This window comes from Bradyrhizobium sp. PUT101, assembly GCF_052043945.1.
In the GTDB taxonomy this organism is placed as follows: domain Bacteria; phylum Pseudomonadota; class Alphaproteobacteria; order Rhizobiales; family Xanthobacteraceae; genus Bradyrhizobium.
In genome coordinates this window covers 5,779,703-5,794,859 of record NZ_CP197207.1, presented here as the reverse complement: position 1 = coordinate 5,794,859, position 15,157 = coordinate 5,779,703, and the positions used below count along the sequence as shown (strand labels likewise).

Here is a 15,157-nt window from a genome sequence, read left to right as displayed (position 1 = left end):
CATTCCGGGATGGTCCGAAGGACCAGACCGCAGGTGCGCATTGCGCACCGGGGAATCTCGAGATTCCGGATTCGATGCTTCGCATCGCTCGGGAATGACGTTGATAGGTTGGTCTGATGAATTACGGCATTGCGTTCACGCCGCTTGTTCCCGCGATCGTGCTGTGGCTCGCGCTCGCCGCGATCGTCGTCATGGCGCTGGTGCTGCTGCTGGCGCGTGCGCGCGGCGCCGCGGTGCGCGTGGCCGCGCTGGCGCTGATCCTGCTGGCACTCGCCAATCCCTCCTTCACGCGCGAGGACCGCGATCCCCTCACCTCGGTCGCGGCCGTCGTCATCGACAAGAGCCCGAGCCAGAATTTCGGCAACCGCAACCGCGAGGCGGCCCAGGCGCAGGAAGCGCTGGTCGACAGCCTGAAGAAGATCAAGGGCCTCGAAGTCCGCGTCGTCGAGGCCGGACAGGCCGATGGCGAGACGGACGGCACCAAACTGTTCGGCGCCCTCGCCTCGGCCTTGGCGGACGTGCCGGTCGACCGCGTCGCCGGCGCCTTCCTGATCACCGACGGCCGCGTCCACGACATTCCGGCGAACGCCGCCGCGCTCGGTTTCCAGGCGCCGGTGCACGCGCTGGTGACGGGGCAGAAGGACGAGCGCGACCGCCGCATCGCGATCACGGCGGCGCCGCGCTTCGGCATCGTCGGGCAGACCCAGACCATCAGCTACCGGCTCGACGACCAGGGCGTCTCCGGCGAGCGCGCCAAGGTCACGATCCGCCGGGACGGCGAGGTCATCAACGAGCGCACGCTGGGAAGCGGCCAGAGCGCCAGCGTCGACGTCGACATCAAGCACGCCGGGCCGAACATCGTCGAGATCGAGGCCTCGCCGCTCGAACGAGAATTGACGCCGGTGAACAACCGCGCCGTCGTCGCCATCGACGGCGTGCGCGACAAGCTGCGGGTGCTGCTGGTCTCGGGCGAGCCGCATTCGGGCGAGCGCACCTGGCGCAATCTGCTCAAGTCCGACGCCAGCGTCGACCTCGTGCATTTCACCATTCTGCGCCCACCGGAGAAGCAGGACGGCACGCCGATCAACGAATTGTCGCTGATCGCATTTCCGACGCGCGAGCTGTTCCAGCAGAAGATCAACGAATTTCAGCTGATCATCTTCGACCGTTACGCCCGCCAGGGCGTGCTGCCGATCGCCTATTTCGACAACATCGCGCGCTATGTGCGCTCGGGCGGCGCGGTGCTGGTCTCCGCCGGCCCGGACTACGCCTCCAACACCAGCATCTGGCGCACGCCGCTGGATTCGGTGCTGCCGGCCGAGCCGGTCGGCGTGACGGAAAAGCCGTTCTACGCGCACCTGTCGGACGTCGGCAAACGCCATCCCGTCACGCGCGGGCTGGAGGGCTCGGGATCCGAGCCGCCGCACTGGAGCCGGTTCTTCCGCACCGTCGACACCCGCAATGCCGTCAACCCGCCCGTCATGACCGGCGCCGACGGCAAGCCGCTCCTGTTCCTGTCGCGCTTCGGCGAGGGCCGCGTCGCGCTGCTGCTCTCCGACCACATCTGGCTGTGGGCGCGCGGCTATGAGGGTGGCGGGCCGCATCTCGATCTGCTCCGGCGGATGTCGCACTGGCTGATGAAGCAGCCTGATCTGGACGAGGAGGCGCTGCGCCTCCAGGTGCAGGGCAAGGACCTCGTCGTGGTGCGTCAAACCATGGCGGACAGCGTCCAGCCGGTGAGCGTGACCTCGCCGTCGGGCGTGTCGCACGATTTGACGCTGGCGCCTGCCGATCCCGGCGAGTGGCGCGCCAGCCTGCCGGCGAACGAACTCGGCCTCTGGCAGGCCACCGACGGCACGCTGAAGGCGCTGATCAATGTCGGCCCGACCAATCCGAAGGAGTTTTCGGAAGTCACCTCCACGGTCGATACGCTGAGGCCGCTGACACAGGCAACGGGCGGCAACGCCGTGCGCGTGACCAGTGGCTCCGGCGTCGAACTGCCGCGCATCCTGCCGGTGCGCTCGGCGAGCGTCTTCAACGGCGACGGCTGGATGGGGGTGCGGATGCGCGACGCCAGCGTGGTGAAGGGCGTCGGCGTGCTGCCGATCTTCTCCGGCCTGATCGGCCTGTTGCTGCTGCTCGGCGCATTCGCCGCGACCTGGGTCCGCGAGGGACGCTAGTTGCCGGAACGACACATCGGGTCGGCGGTCTGCATGCGCTGATCCCCCCGCCGTTGACATCCGCTGACCGATCGGGCGATGTTACACTATAACATCGCGGCGTCCTGGGATTGACGCCCTGATGTGGGGGTGGCGTTTCCAGATGAAGTGGTTCCGGTCGAATATCAGGCACGGCGCCCGGCTCGCGTTGTTCGCGATGCTGGTGCAATTCGCGCTGACGTTCGGCCACAGCCACTGGTTCGCCCAGGCCGCGCCCCTCGCCCAATCCTCGCTGCAGCAGACCGACGGCTCCAAGGGCGTTGCCGCGATCGACCGCGCCGCGGTCCACAAGCAATCGCCGGCAAGCCCCGACCGAGAGCATCAGGGCGAAGACAATTGCGCTATCTGCACCATCATTGCGATGGCGGGCACCGTCGTATCGGCGACGCCGCCTGTGCTGCTGCTGCCGCAAGCGATCGAGCTGCTCCGCCGCACCACGGATGCCGAATTCATCCATCTGAAATCGGCCGGCACGGCGTTCCAGCCCCGCGCGCCTCCTGCGTCCTGACTTCCAACGCTTGATCACGCCCGGCCTCGCCGCTTTCAGGCGAATGCCCGGGAGAAGTTGAAGTCGAATTCCGTCGCCACCGCGACGGCAGGCCGCCTCCGATCAGCAAACCATCATCCGGACGGCGCCTGACTGGAATCAGGACAATGTCATTTAAATCGCGACGCGCGCAACGTCTTGGCGGAGCAAGCCTGCTCCTGCTCGGCGCTGCCGCCACATCTGCGTTCGCTCAAGACTCGGCGCAGGACAAATCGTCGACCGAGCTTCCCGCCGTCACCGTGACGGCTCCGAGCCCCATCGTGCGCAGAGCGGTGGTGTCCCGCAACGCCGGCCGCGGCACGCGGACCGCACGGGTGCGCAGCCGCGAGCAGACGGCTGAAGCAACGCCTGCAGCCCAAGCGCCCGCCGCGCCCCAGCAGGGCGTGCTGCCAATCGTGACCGACCAGTTCGCCACCGTCACCGTGGTGCCGAACGAGGAGATCCGGCGCGAGGGCGGCGGTCAGCTCGGCGATCTCCTGTTCTCCAAGCCCGGCATCACCGGATCGAGCTTCGCGCCCGGCGCATCCAGCCGGCCCATCATCAGGGGTCTCGACGTCAACCGCGTCGGCATCCTCGAGAACGGCACCAATGCCGGCGGCGCCTCCGACCTCGGCGAAGACCATTTCGTCCCGATCGATCCGCTCGCGACCAACCAGGTCGAAGTGGTGCGCGGGCCGGCGGCGCTGCGCTACGGCTCGACCTCGATCGGCGGCGTGGTCAGCGCCACCAACAACCGGATTCCGGATGCGCTGCCCTCCTGCGCGCCATCGTTCCAGACCTACGGCCTCCCGACCAAGGCGCCGCTCGCGAGCGCCGCGACCTCGCCCTGCGTCACCGCCGAGACGCGAACCGCCTTCAGCTCGGTCGACCGCGGTGTCGAAAGCGGCGTGCTGCTCGATACCGGCGGCGGCAATTTTGCGTTCCATGCCGACGCCTATGGCCGCACCACCTCGGACTATTACATCCCGAGCTATCCCTATCTGACCGACCAGTCGCGTCCCGTGAACGGCCGCCAACCCAACTCGGCGACGCGCTCGGACGGCGCCTCGATCGGCGGCTCCTACTTCTTCCAGGGCGGCTATATCGGCGCATCGATCACGCAGAACGACTCGCTCTACCATATCCCCGGTATCGACGGCGCCGACCACAAGACGCGGATCGACGCGCACCAGACCAAGATCAACGTCAAGGGCGAGTACCACCCCGACGCGGCCGCCATCGACGCGATCCGCTTCTGGGCCGGCGCGACCGACTACCGCCACAACGAGATCGGCCTCGCCGATCCCGCCGACCTCAACACCGACGGCATCAGGCAGACCTTCACCAACAAGGAGCAGGAGATCCGCACCGAGGTGCAGCTGATGCCGTTCAACGCCCGCTTCGCCGAGGTGACGACCGCACTGGGCTTCCAGGTCGGCCATCAGGAATTGAGCGCGCCGAGCCCGGACAATCCCGGCACGCTGTTCAACGGCCTGTGGGACCCGAACAACAGCACGCGCGTCGCCGGTTACACTTTCAACGAGTTCAAGTTCACGGAGACCACGCGGGCGCAGATCGCCGGGCGCATCGAGCATGTCGAGCTGCACGGCACGACGCCGGACTTCCCGGCGGATTACCTGCCCGACGGCACGCCGCAGACGCCGATCGCGCGCAATCCGTCCTTCACGCCGAAGAGCGGCAGCATCGGCCTGCTGCAGGACCTGCCGGGCGGCATGGTCGGCAGCATCACCGCACAATATGTCGAGCGCGCGCCGAAGGCGGCCGAGCTGTTTTCCCGCGGCGGTCATGACGCGACGGCGACATTCGACATCGGAAACCCGAACCTCACCATCGAGACCGCAAAATCGGTCGAGCTCGGAGTACGCAGGGCGACCGGACCGTTCCGCTTCGAGGCGACCGTCTACTACACGCATTTCGACAATTTCATCTATCGCCGCCTCACCGGGGTCATGTGCGACGACGACTTTGCCTCGTGCGGTGCGCCCGATGGCGAACTGAATCAGGCGGTCTACTCGCAGCGGAACGCGAACTTCCGCGGCGGCGAATTCCAGTCGCAGCTCGACGTCGGCGCCTTCCAGGGCGGCATCTGGGGCATCGAGAACCAGCTCGACTTTGTCCGCGCCACCTTCAGCGACGGCACCAACGTGCCGCGGATTCCGCCCATGCGCATGGGCGGCGGTGTGTTCTGGCGCGACGACAACTGGCTGATGCGGATCAACCTGTTGCATGCCTTCGCGCAGACCAACGTGGCCGAGATCGCGGAAACGCCGACGGCGGGCTACAATTTGTTGAAGGCCGAGGTCAGCTACAAGACCAAGCTCAGGCCGAATCCGTTCGGCGCGCGCGAGATGCTGGTCGGCCTCGTCGGCAACAACCTGCTCAACGAGAACATCCGCAACTCGGTGTCCTACACCAAGGACGAGGTGCTGCTGCCCGGCATCGGCGTCAGGGCGTTCGCGAACTTCAAGTTCTAGCGCTGATAGGCCGGGCCTGCGGGCCCGGCACATCTCGTCATTGCGAGGAGCTCTTGCGACGAAGCAATCCAGACTGCCTCTTCGGTAAGATTCTGGATTGATTCGCTACGCTCGCAATGACGGAGCATGAGGAGCCGCTCTCGTACTCACAATGCACGGCGTCGTAGCCCGGATGAGCACAGCGATATCCGGGGACAGTGCATCTGCGGTGACGAATCTCCCGGATGTCACTGCGTTCATCCGGGCTACAGCGACATCACGAGCCCCTACCCCCGCGCCTTGCTCCAGTCGGGACCGACCGGGCCGGATACGCCCTCGAACGCACCGTCGACGAGCTCGAACACCAGGATGCGGGCGGCGTCGACAGGGCCCGGCATGGTGACGCGGCCCTTGGGGACCGGCTTGAAGCCGACACGGCTGTAATAGGGCTCGTCGCCGACCAGCAGCACGAGGCGGTGGCCATTCGCCTTCGCGTCCTTCAGCGCGCGCTCCATCAACAGACGGCCGACGCCGCGGCCGCGGAACGGTGGCTCGACGGTGAGCGGCCCGAGCAGCAGCGCGGGCGTATCGCCGATCAGGATCGGCAATTGCCTGACGGAGCCGACCAGCAGCGTGCCGATGCGGGCGGTGAAGGACAGTTCGAGCAGATGGTCGACGTGCTCGCGAATCCGGTAGGCGCTCAGCACGAAGCGGCCGGGACCGAAGGTACGTTCGTGCAGCCGCTCGATCGCCTGAGCGTCGCCGGCGGCCTCGGGAAGGATGGTCACTGAGAGATCGTTCATGTCAATTCGCGGAGTAGCACTTGCGCTTGTGAAGGTCCATGGGCGGTGTCAGTGCCGGGCTTCTCCCCAGGGGGACACGTCAATTGCATGCTTGGTCCGCACGGACACCCGTCCTGATTTGGGTTCAACCTCCGTCCCGTTTCAACGACGGCTGCGACAGGTAGGCCAGCATCTTCATCTCCCGCCGCCCTCGCGTGACCGTGTCGAGCACGAGGCCCGACGACGCCGACAGCAGGGCCATGATCATCAGGCCCATCGACAGCACGGCGGTGGGCAGGCGCGGCACGAGGCCGGTTTCGATGAAGGTGATCACAATCGGGATCGCAAGGATCACCGAGGCCAGCGCCAGCAGGATTCCGATCACCGTGAAGAAGCGCAACGGCCGCTCCGAACGGTAGAGCTTCAGCATGGTGCCGAGGATGCGGAAGCCATCGCGCCAGGTGTTGAGCTTCGAGAACGAGCCTTCAGGGCGCGCGTAATAGGGCGTCTCGATCTCGGCGACCGGCAGCGACAATTCCAGCGCATAGACCGCGAGCTCGGTCTCGATCTCGAACCCGTCGGAGAGGACGGGGAAGGACTTGACGAAGCGGCGCGAGAACACCCGGTAGCCGGACAGGATGTCCTTGAAATCGTGACCGAAGGTCGAGGACAGGAAACCGGTCAGCATACGGTTGCCGGTGCGGTGGCCGAGCCGGTAGGCGGCCTGGACCTGATCGACCCGAAGGCCGACCACCATGTCGAGGTGATCATCGAGCAGCCTGTCGATCATGCGTGGTGCGCTCGGCGCATCGTAGGTGGCATCGCCGTCGACCAGCACATAGACGTCGGCCTCGACGTCCGCGAACATGCGGCGCACGACGTGACCCTTGCCCTGCCGGCGCTCGGTGCGCACGATCGCGCCGGCTTCGCGCGCGACCGCGGCGGTGCGGTCGCGCGAATTGTTGTCGTAGACGTAGATTTCCGCCGAGGGCAGCGCCCTGCGGAAATCGGCAACGACGGTCGCGACCGCCGCCTCCTCGTTGTAGCAGGGCACGAGCACGGCGATGCGAAGTTGCGCTGAGGTCATCGCGACGGCACTCCGAGGCTTGTCGGCCCGCGCCCGAACGGCGCAGCCTGCAGGGGCAGCGTGCGCGCCTCGCTCCAGCGCGCCATCGTGACGATGTTGCTGGCAAGGATCGCAAGACAGATCAGGCCGAAGGCGGGCTTGGCAATCTTCATTAGGTTTCCGTGGTATGCGTCGAGCCGGTTACTAGCACAGGCCGTCCTCAGCGCCACGTCGCAATCAAGGGCCGGTCATCGAGCACTTCCGCGATCCGCAGCCGCGTGCCGGGCGTGGTGCCCTCGGGCAGCGCCGCGATCGCGAAGAACCCGCATTCGACGATCTCGCGGTTGGGCGCGGGCAGGCGATCCTGCCTGAATTGCCTGACGACGTAGACCGCGACGTGGTCGCGGCGGGAGACGTGGCTGTTGAGGAAGATGCCGTGCAGCACGGCATCTCCGGTGAGATCGATGTCGCCCTCCTCCTTGAGCTCGCGCCGCATCGCCTGCTCCATGGTCTCGCCGTGGTCGACGCCGCCGCCAGGCAGATACCAGCCGCTGACGTAGCTGTGCCTGACCAGGAAGACCCGATCCTCGGCATCCAGCACCACGGCGCGGACGCCGAGCGTCATGCCGCGGACGAGCATGAAATAGGCGTGGAAGAGCCGCCGCAGCAGCGGCTCGGCTTTTCGTCGGACACCGTTTAGACGTTCTCCCATCAGACTTCCCTGCCGCCCCGTTTCAGGCGCAGCTTGCGCGCCGGCTGCGACCTTGCCATTACAGCAGAGCAATAGCGAGGCAATCGCGCCCCATGGCTCCCTTCACTCTCGCCCATCTGTCCGACCCGCATCTGCCGCCTTTGCCGAAGCCCCGGCTGATCGAGCTCGCGGGCAAGCGCGCGCTCGGCTATGTCAACTGGACGCGCAACCGCCACAAGTATCAGCGCCGCGAGGTTCTCGACGCGCTCGTCGCCGACATGAAGGCGCAGTCGCCCGACCACATCGCGGTGACGGGCGATCTCGTCAACCTCGCGCTGGAGGCGGAATTCGCGCCGGCCCTGCACTGGCTCAAGAGCGTCGGCCCGCCCGAGCACGTGACCGCGATTCCCGGCAACCACGACGCCTATGTCCGTGCCACCTCTCATCGTTTCGGCGAGACGTTTGCGCCCTATCTTGCCGGCGACGACGGCCGCATCGGTTTCCCGTCCGTGCGCCGGCGCGGGCCGCTTGCGCTGATCAGCCTGTCCACGGCGGTGCCGACCCTGCCGCTGATGGCGACGGGCACGCTCGGGCCCGATCAGCTCGCATCGCTCGAAGAGCTCCTCGAACGGCTCGCGGCCGAGGACGTCTTCCGCGTGCTGCTGGTGCATCATCCGCTGAAATCCGAATCCCGCCAGAAGCGGATGACGGACGCGCCCGCTCTGCTCGCGCTGCTCAAGCGCCACGGCGTCGAGCTGATCCTGCACGGGCACGACCACGTTCATTCGACGGTGTGGGTCGAGGGCCCCAACGGCAACATTCCCGCGCTCGGCGTCCCCTCGGCCTCCGCGCTCGCGCACGGACGCTACCCGGCGGCGGCGTATAATCTGTTGACGATCGAGAAGGACAATGCCGGCTGGCGCTGCGAGCAGACGGTGCGGAGCCTGGGGGCTGGATTCCAGATCGGGCAGATCAAGCATGCGAGGTTGATTTAGACCCCTGTCATTCCGGGGGCATGCGAAGCATGAACCCGGAATCCATCAGGCCGCCGTCCGTGCTGATGAATGGTTTCCGGGCTCGCGCTTCGCGCGCCCCGGAATGACGAGGGCGAGAGTCTCACCAGCTCCGCAAAGCCGCCAGCACCGCGACCCCGAACAACGCGGCGGCGCCGAGCACAAATCCGAACACGAACGGCCAGATGCGCGAGCGGCGCGGCGGCACGGTGGCCGGTGCCTGCGGCTCGGGCGGGACCACCATCGCACGCTCGCGCTCGACCATGCGGCGCGCGACATAGTCGGTGACGGCCTCGACGATCACAGCGGTATCGTGCGATTCGGCGAGCACGATGCGGCCGAAGCGGGTGTCCTGGACGAAGCGGTACATCCGCTTGTCGCGCCCCATCACGACGTGGGCGACGACGTCGATCCAGAGTCTCGGCGTATCACCCTGGCTGATGCCGCGGTCGAACAGGTCGATCTGATCAGGCACCTGCGCGAACAGGGGATCGAGCGCGTCGTTGAGGATCTCGAGCCGCGCCACCTCGGCGTCCCTGAGATCGACGACGACGCCGGTCCGGTCGGCGGCCTCGATCCGCGCGCGCAGCAGTGCATCGCGCAGCCGCACCGGGCGCGGCTGGCCGGGATGGGTCCCGCTGGTCTCGGGCTCTGACATTGTCGGCCTCGTACTCGACTTTCCTGCATTAACCTATCAGCAACCAATCCTTCCGCAAAGGCCCACAATTCCAGATACTTACAGCGCCCACAGCCACGTCACCTGTGCCAAAAACAGACGATCCCACCCAGGCAGGGCCTGGATGGGACCATCAGTCCTTGGACGTCTTCTTGGTTCAGGTCGGCAGCCGCCTGGTCAGGCTGCCGGAGCGCGCTGCGGCTCTTCCACGATCGAGAAGCGGACGCCGGCCTTGTGGCGGCTCTCTTCCGACACCTCGCGCCAGCAGTCCTCGGCTTCCTTGCGGGACTTGAACGGACCTTTGACCTGGGCCGAGCCTTCCACGAGCTTGTGGAAGTTCATCGAACCGAACTCGCCGCCGATCACCCAGAAATTGCTGCCTTTGGTCATTGTCAGTCTCCTATCGAGAGTAGCGTGGTTCGTTAGCCGAACTGGTTCATCGTATTGTGGGCGCCGCCCGCCTTCAGGGCCGCCTCGCCGGCGAAGTACTCCTTGTGGTCGTCGCCGATGTCGGAGCCGGCCATGTTCTGATGCTTCACGCAGGCGATGCCCTGACGGATCTCGGCGCGCTGGACATTCTTGACGTAGCCGAGCATGCCCTGCTCGCCGAAATACTCCCTGGCCAGATTGTCGGTCGAGAGCGCTGCCGTATGGTAGGTCGGCAACGTGATCAGGTGGTGGAAGATGCCGGCGCGCTTGGCCGAATCCGCCTGGAAGGTGCGGATGCGCTCGTCGGCTTCCTTGGCCAGTGGCGTGTCGTCGTACTCCGCCTTCATCAGCTCGGCACGGTTGTACTTGCTGACGTCCTTGCCGGCTTCCTTCATCGCGTCGTAGACCTGCCAACGGAAGTTGAGGGTCCAGTTGAACGAGGGCGAGTTGTTGTAGGCCAGCTTCGCGTTCGGAACCACCTTGCGGATGCGGTCGACCATCTTCGCGATCTGCTCGATATGCGGCTTCTCGGTCTCGATCCAGAGCAGGTCGGCGCCGTTCTGCAGGGAGGTGATGCAGTCCAGCACGCAGCGGTCCTCACCCGTGCCCTGGCGGAACTGGTAGAGGTTCGAGGGCAGCCGCTTCGGGCGCATCATCTTGCCGTTGCGGTTGATGATGACGTCGCCGTTCCTGGCGTTCTCCGCCGTGACTTCCTCGCAATCCAGGAAGCTGTTGTACTGGTCGCCGATGTCGCCGGGCTTGTGGCTGACGGCGATCTGCTGCGTCAGGCCTGCGCCGAGCGAGTCGGTGCGGGTCACGATGACGCCGTCTTCGACGCCGAGCTCGAGGAAGGCGTGGCGGCAGGCGCGGATCTTCGCGAGGAAGACCTCATGCGGCACGGTGACCTTGCCGTCCTGGTGGCCGCACTGCTTCTCGTCGGAGACCTGGTTCTCGATCTGCAGCGCACAGGCGCCCGCTTCGATCATCTTCTTGGCGAGCAGATAGGTCGCCTCCGCATTGCCGAAACCGGCGTCGATGTCTGCGATGACGGGCACGACATGGGTCTGGAAGTTGTCGATCTTCTCGATCAGCTCCTTCTCCCTGGTCTTGTCGCCTTCCTTGCGCGCCTTGTCGAGGCTGCGGAAGATGTCGTTGAGCTCGCGTGAATCGGCCTGACGCAGGAAGGTGTAGAGCTCCTCGATCAGCGCCGGCACCGAGGTCTTCTCGTGCATCGACTGGTCGGGCAGCGGACCGAACTCGGAACGCAGCGCGGCGATCATCCAGCCCGAGAGATACAGGTAGGTGCGATCGGTCTTGCCGAAATGCTTCTTGACCGAGATCAGCTTCTGCTGGGCGATGAAGCCGTGCCAGCAGCCAAGCGACTGGGTGTATTTGGTGGGGTCGCCGTCATAGGCGGCCATGTCCGCGCGCATCAAGGCCGCGGTGTAGCGGGCGACGTCGAGACCGGTCTTGAAGCGGTTCTGCAGGCGCATGCGCGCGACGGCCTCGGCCGTCACACCGTTCCAGGTCGGCTGGGTCTCGAGGAGCGCCTGAGCTGCCTCGACCTCGCTCTGATAGGAGGCGGGACGCAGGAGGGGGCTGATGCCGCGGGGCTGGTAGTTCATGGACCTGATCCTTTCGCTGACGATGGCGATGCTGGCCATCGACATTCTTGACAGTGCATTGCGAGATACGTGTCAGGAGCTAAACGCGAAAATGGAAAATTCGGATAGAGGGCTTGTTTCCGATTGGTGATGTCATGTAACATCAGAACATGTAATAGATGTTATTTTGTAAATTTTGTAAAAAAATAGGTCAAAGAAGCTGACCTTGATGAGTCCGGAGATCTGAGAAAATGCCCGCCAATTCCGGCAAGAAGCTCTTCGTCGGCCCGCGCTTCCGGAGGATCCGGCAGCAATTGGGGCTATCGCAGACCCAGATCGCCGAGGGACTCGGGATCTCGCCGAGCTATGTCAACCTGATCGAGCGCAACCAGCGCCCGGTGACGGCGCAGATCCTGCTGCGCCTGGCCGAGGCCTATGACCTCGACCTGCGCGACCTCGCCACCGCCGACGAGGACCGCTTCTTTGCCGAGCTCAACGAGATCTTCTCCGATCCCTTGTTCCGCCAGATCGACGTGCCCAAGCAGGAGCTGCGCGACCTCGCCGAGCTCTGCCCCGGCGTCACCCACGCCTTACAGCGGCTTTACGCCGCCTATACCGAGGCGCGCCAAGGCGAGACGCTGGCCGCCGCGCAAATGGCCGACCGCGACGTCGGCACGCGCTATGAGGCCAATCCGGTCGAGCGCGTGCGCGAGCTGATCGAGGCGAACCGCAACTATTTCCCGGAGCTGGAGCAGGCCGCCGAGACTCTGCGCGATGAACTGAACGTCCCGGCCGAAGGGCTGTATGCGGCGCTCGCGGCGCGGCTGCGTGAAAAGCATTCGATCCAGACCCGCATCATGCCTGTGGACGTGATGCGCGAGACGCTGCGGCGCTTCGACCGGCATCGCCGCCAACTCTTGATCTCCGAGCTGGTCGACCAGCCCGGCCGCGCGTTCCAGCTTGCCTTCCAGCTCGGCCTCGGCGAATGCGCGCAAGCCCTGGAGACCATCATCGGCCGCGCCGGTCCGCTGGACGACGCGCCGCGTCGCCTGTTCCGCATCACGCTCGGCAACTATTTTGCAGCGGCGGTGATGATGCCCTACCCTGCGTTCCTGGCCGCAGCCGAAGCGCTCAATTACGACATCCACGTGCTGGCGCAACGATTCAATTCCGGCTTCGAGCAGGTCTGCCACCGTCTCACGACCCTGCAGCGGCCGAACGCGCGCGGCATTCCGTTCTTCCTCCTGCGTGTCGACAATGCCGGCAACGTCTCGAAGCGCTTCTCCTCCGGCACCTTCCCGTTCTCGAAATTCGGCGGCACCTGCCCGCTGTGGAACGTGCACTCGACCTTCGACACGCCGGACCGCCTGCTCAAGCAGGTGATCGAGCTGCCGGACGGCACGCGCTATTTCTCGATCGCGCAGATGGTGCGCCGCCCCGTCGCGCCGCACCCGTTGCCGCAGCCGCGCTTCGCCATCGGCCTCGGCTGCGAGATCCGCCACGCCGCCCGACTGACCTATGCCGCCGGCATCGACCTTGAGAAGACCGAGGGCACGCCGATCGGCGTCAACTGCCGTCTGTGCGAGCGCGAAAACTGCGCCCAGCGCGCCGAGCCCCCGATCACGCGCACGCTGATCCTGGACGAGACGACGCGGCGGGTGTCGAGCTTTGCGTTCTCGAATGCGCGGGAGCTGTGAGGCACAGCTGTCATGCCCCGCGCAGGCGGGGCATCCAGTATTCCAGAGACCTCGAGATTCACAACGACTGCCGCGGCGTACTGGATCGCCCGCCTTCGCGGGCGATGACAGTTGAATGTGAGGCGACAGCCTCCGACCTATGCCAGCGTATGCACGATCACCGGCCCCGCCACGGCGCGCGCGTCGCCGGCCAGCAGCGGGCCCAGATTCTTCTCGATCCAGGCGATCGCGCGCCGGTTCGCCTCCTCGGCCTGCTCGAACTTGTCGAAGATCGAGATCGCGGTCACCGTGTCGTCGCCGGCATAGACGACGTAATAGGCGCGAAAACCATCGACGTCGCTGATGATCGGAACGGCGCCGTCCTTGATGCGGCGCGCCAGCTCTTCCGCACTCCCGCTTTTCGCCTTGGCCTGACGGATGGCGGCATACATGGCATCCTCCCTTCCGGCAATTGGGGTTGGTGTCCCCGCTTCATGTTACGCCGAAGTGCGTGGCCGATCCACGCTTGGTTAACCCCGCACTAATCCGCCTGCGCGATCCGCAACCAGGGATTAAGCACGCCTCAACATCGGCGCCTTAGTCTCGCCCCACTCACGTTTCGCAAACAACGGCGGCCTATTCTGCCGGGCGAAGTGACATCAGGGGGTTCATCATGCGCATTGCGTTGCTGCTGACCGCAACCATTGTCGGCGCGCTCTTCGCCAATCCATCCCATGCCGGGTCGCTCGATGCCGAGGCGGCGCCGTCGTTGCCGCCGGGCTTCCAGGGCTACCGCGGCTACATGTTCGACCTGTCGGAGAACTCCGACCGCAAGGACGTCGACAAGCTCACCGACAATCTGAAGCAGCAGATCGACGCGGTCGAAGCGGCCGGCCTGTCGCCGCGCGTGCTGCGCTTCTTCCGCACCGTGCCAATCGTCGCGAGCGAGTTCGCCTGCCTCGACGAAGGCGCCGCAACCGCCTGCTACGGCCGCGTCGCGCCCAACGTCGAGCGCCGCGTGCCGCGGACGCTGACGGTGTGGGACCACGACAAGCAGCGCTGGACCAATCCGAACGCCGTCGACCTCGCGGTCGATTCGGGGCTCGGCGTGATCATGCTGCGGCCGGACATGATGCGCTACGAAAAGGAGGCCGTGTTGCTGCACGAGCTCCTCCACGCCTATCACGCACGGCTGCTGCCGGACGGCTACGCCAACAAGGGCGTGATCGCCTATTACGCGCTGGCCAAGTCCAAGGACATGTTGCCCAAGGAAGCCTATGCGATGAAGAATCCCATGGAATTCTTTGCGGTGACCGCCAGCATCTTCCTGGCCGGAAAAAGCGAATTCCACGATCCGAAATCGCGCGAGGCGCTCAAGCAGAAGATGCCGGACTATTACAAATACCTGGTCGGCGTATTCGGCTTCGACCCCGAGCCGGCGGCAGCGAACGGCCCGGTGGCCTCGCTGAAGTGAGGCAGAGCTAGCGTCTTCTCAAGCGAGCCAGCCAAAGAGCCGCGCAAAATGCGCGGCTTTTTTGTTTCATAAGCCGGAAGCTGCGGATGACGCGCCGGCGGGAATTGCCAAGGCGGGGCCCGATCTGCATAGTCCCGCCGCATCGATACCGTTTTTCGAAGAGGATGAGAGAACATGGCGGACGCCGACCTGGATGTCGTGATCCGGCAACTGGCCAGACAGCTGCATACGGGCCTGATGACCCGCGCCAAGGAGCGGCGGGATCGCTTCAACGGCCTTGCGGCCAAGGCCAAGGGCAAGGAGACCGGCGAGCGTTTCAAGATGATGGCCAAGGTCGTCATGGAGCAGGCCACTGCCGCCGCCAAGCGCCTCCAGATGTCCGCCGACAACGTCGCCGACAGCTACGCCCGATCGATGCGTCTGGCCGCCAGCACGCCGGTCGCGGTGAAGGTGGAAAAGAAGGCGAAGGAAAAGCCCGAGAAGAAGGCCAAGGCGAAGAAGGCTAAAGCCAAGAAGGCGAAATAACC

At 65.6% G+C, this 15,157-nt stretch carries 16 protein-coding genes; 8 read left to right on the top strand and 8 right to left on the bottom strand.

The annotated features are described in order from the left end of the window. The first annotated feature begins 116 nt into the window (after positions 1-116). The 3 genes from ACSHT2_RS27795 (at position 117) to ACSHT2_RS27785 (ending at position 5,240) form a co-directional block, all read left to right on the top strand. On the top strand, positions 117-2,180 hold the full coding sequence (locus ACSHT2_RS27795; RefSeq protein ID WP_440637851.1) for a hypothetical protein: 2,064 nt from the start codon (positions 117-119) through the stop codon (positions 2,178-2,180). 142 nt (positions 2,181-2,322) lie between these two features. Next, positions 2,323-2,727, top strand: a complete 405-nt coding sequence (locus ACSHT2_RS27790; protein ID WP_440637850.1) for a DUF2946 domain-containing protein — start codon at positions 2,323-2,325, stop codon at positions 2,725-2,727. A gap of 146 nt (positions 2,728-2,873) precedes the next feature. Next, positions 2,874-5,240, top strand: a complete 2,367-nt coding sequence (locus ACSHT2_RS27785; protein WP_440637849.1) for a TonB-dependent receptor — start codon at positions 2,874-2,876, stop codon at positions 5,238-5,240. A 266-nt stretch (positions 5,241-5,506) separates the two neighbouring features. Here the strand turns inward: ACSHT2_RS27785 and ACSHT2_RS27780 are convergent, their stop codons facing one another. From ACSHT2_RS27780 to ACSHT2_RS27765, 4 genes are all read right to left on the bottom strand, one after another. Next, the gene (locus ACSHT2_RS27780; RefSeq protein ID WP_440637848.1) at positions 5,507-6,022 is read right to left on the bottom strand and encodes a GNAT family N-acetyltransferase; all 516 of its coding nucleotides are present in this window, start codon (positions 6,020-6,022) and stop codon (positions 5,507-5,509) included. Between the two features lie 124 nt (positions 6,023-6,146). Beyond that, a complete protein-coding gene (locus ACSHT2_RS27775) occupies positions 6,147-7,088 on the bottom strand; it encodes a glycosyltransferase family 2 protein (RefSeq protein ID WP_440637847.1) in 942 nt (313 codons plus the stop codon). Further along, complete coding sequence (locus tag ACSHT2_RS27770; RefSeq protein ID WP_440637846.1) at positions 7,085-7,240, bottom strand: hypothetical protein; 156 nt, start codon at positions 7,238-7,240, stop codon at positions 7,085-7,087. The genes ACSHT2_RS27775 and ACSHT2_RS27770 overlap by 4 nt, the downstream gene beginning before the upstream one ends. A 47-nt stretch (positions 7,241-7,287) precedes the next feature. After that, the gene (locus ACSHT2_RS27765) at positions 7,288-7,779 is read right to left on the bottom strand and encodes an NUDIX domain-containing protein (protein WP_440637845.1); all 492 of its coding nucleotides are present in this window, start codon (positions 7,777-7,779) and stop codon (positions 7,288-7,290) included. Positions 7,780-7,871: 92 nt separating this feature from the next. Here ACSHT2_RS27765 and ACSHT2_RS27760 point away from each other — a divergent pair, with 92 nt between their 5' ends. Continuing rightward, positions 7,872-8,753 carry a metallophosphoesterase family protein gene (locus tag ACSHT2_RS27760; RefSeq protein WP_440637843.1) on the top strand — a complete coding sequence of 294 codons (882 nt, stop codon included), beginning with the start codon at positions 7,872-7,874 and terminating at the stop codon, positions 8,751-8,753. A gap of 121 nt (positions 8,754-8,874) precedes the next feature. Here ACSHT2_RS27760 and ACSHT2_RS27755 read toward each other — a convergent pair whose 3' ends face one another. The 3 genes from ACSHT2_RS27755 to ACSHT2_RS27745 all read right to left on the bottom strand — a co-directional run bounded on the left by ACSHT2_RS27755 (position 8,875) and on the right by ACSHT2_RS27745 (position 11,501). Continuing rightward, a complete protein-coding gene (locus ACSHT2_RS27755; protein WP_440637842.1) occupies positions 8,875-9,429 on the bottom strand; it encodes a hypothetical protein in 555 nt (184 codons plus the stop codon). 195 nt (positions 9,430-9,624) lie between these two features. Further along, complete coding sequence (locus ACSHT2_RS27750) at positions 9,625-9,837, bottom strand: DUF4170 domain-containing protein (RefSeq protein WP_027575539.1); 213 nt, start codon at positions 9,835-9,837, stop codon at positions 9,625-9,627. Between the two features lie 32 nt (positions 9,838-9,869). Continuing rightward, positions 9,870-11,501, bottom strand: a complete 1,632-nt coding sequence (locus ACSHT2_RS27745) for an isocitrate lyase (RefSeq protein WP_440637841.1) — start codon at positions 11,499-11,501, stop codon at positions 9,870-9,872. On the opposite strand from ACSHT2_RS27745, the gene ACSHT2_RS27740 reads away from it, so the two are divergent. Next, entirely contained in the window at positions 11,500-11,631 is a 132-nt protein-coding gene (locus ACSHT2_RS27740; RefSeq protein WP_440637840.1) for a hypothetical protein, read from the top strand. The genes ACSHT2_RS27745 and ACSHT2_RS27740 overlap by 2 nt on opposite strands. Positions 11,632-11,731: 100 nt before the next feature. Further along, positions 11,732-13,177: a helix-turn-helix domain-containing protein gene (locus ACSHT2_RS27735; protein ID WP_440637839.1), complete on the top strand. Its 1,446-nt coding sequence runs from the start codon at positions 11,732-11,734 to the stop codon at positions 13,175-13,177. A gap of 137 nt (positions 13,178-13,314) precedes the next feature. Here the strand turns inward: ACSHT2_RS27735 and ACSHT2_RS27730 are convergent, their stop codons facing one another. Next, entirely contained in the window at positions 13,315-13,608 is a 294-nt protein-coding gene (locus ACSHT2_RS27730) for an antibiotic biosynthesis monooxygenase (protein WP_035676462.1), read from the bottom strand. 221 nt (positions 13,609-13,829) lie between these two features. Here ACSHT2_RS27730 and ACSHT2_RS27725 point away from each other — a divergent pair, with 221 nt between their 5' ends. Together ACSHT2_RS27725 and ACSHT2_RS27720 are read left to right on the top strand one after the other, a co-directional pair. Beyond that, positions 13,830-14,630: a hypothetical protein gene (locus ACSHT2_RS27725; protein WP_440637837.1), complete on the top strand. Its 801-nt coding sequence runs from the start codon at positions 13,830-13,832 to the stop codon at positions 14,628-14,630. Between the two features lie 174 nt (positions 14,631-14,804). After that, positions 14,805-15,155 (top strand): hypothetical protein, encoded by a 351-nt coding sequence (locus tag ACSHT2_RS27720; RefSeq protein WP_440637836.1) that lies wholly within the window; start codon positions 14,805-14,807, stop codon positions 15,153-15,155. The last annotated feature ends 2 nt before the right edge of the window (positions 15,156-15,157 follow it).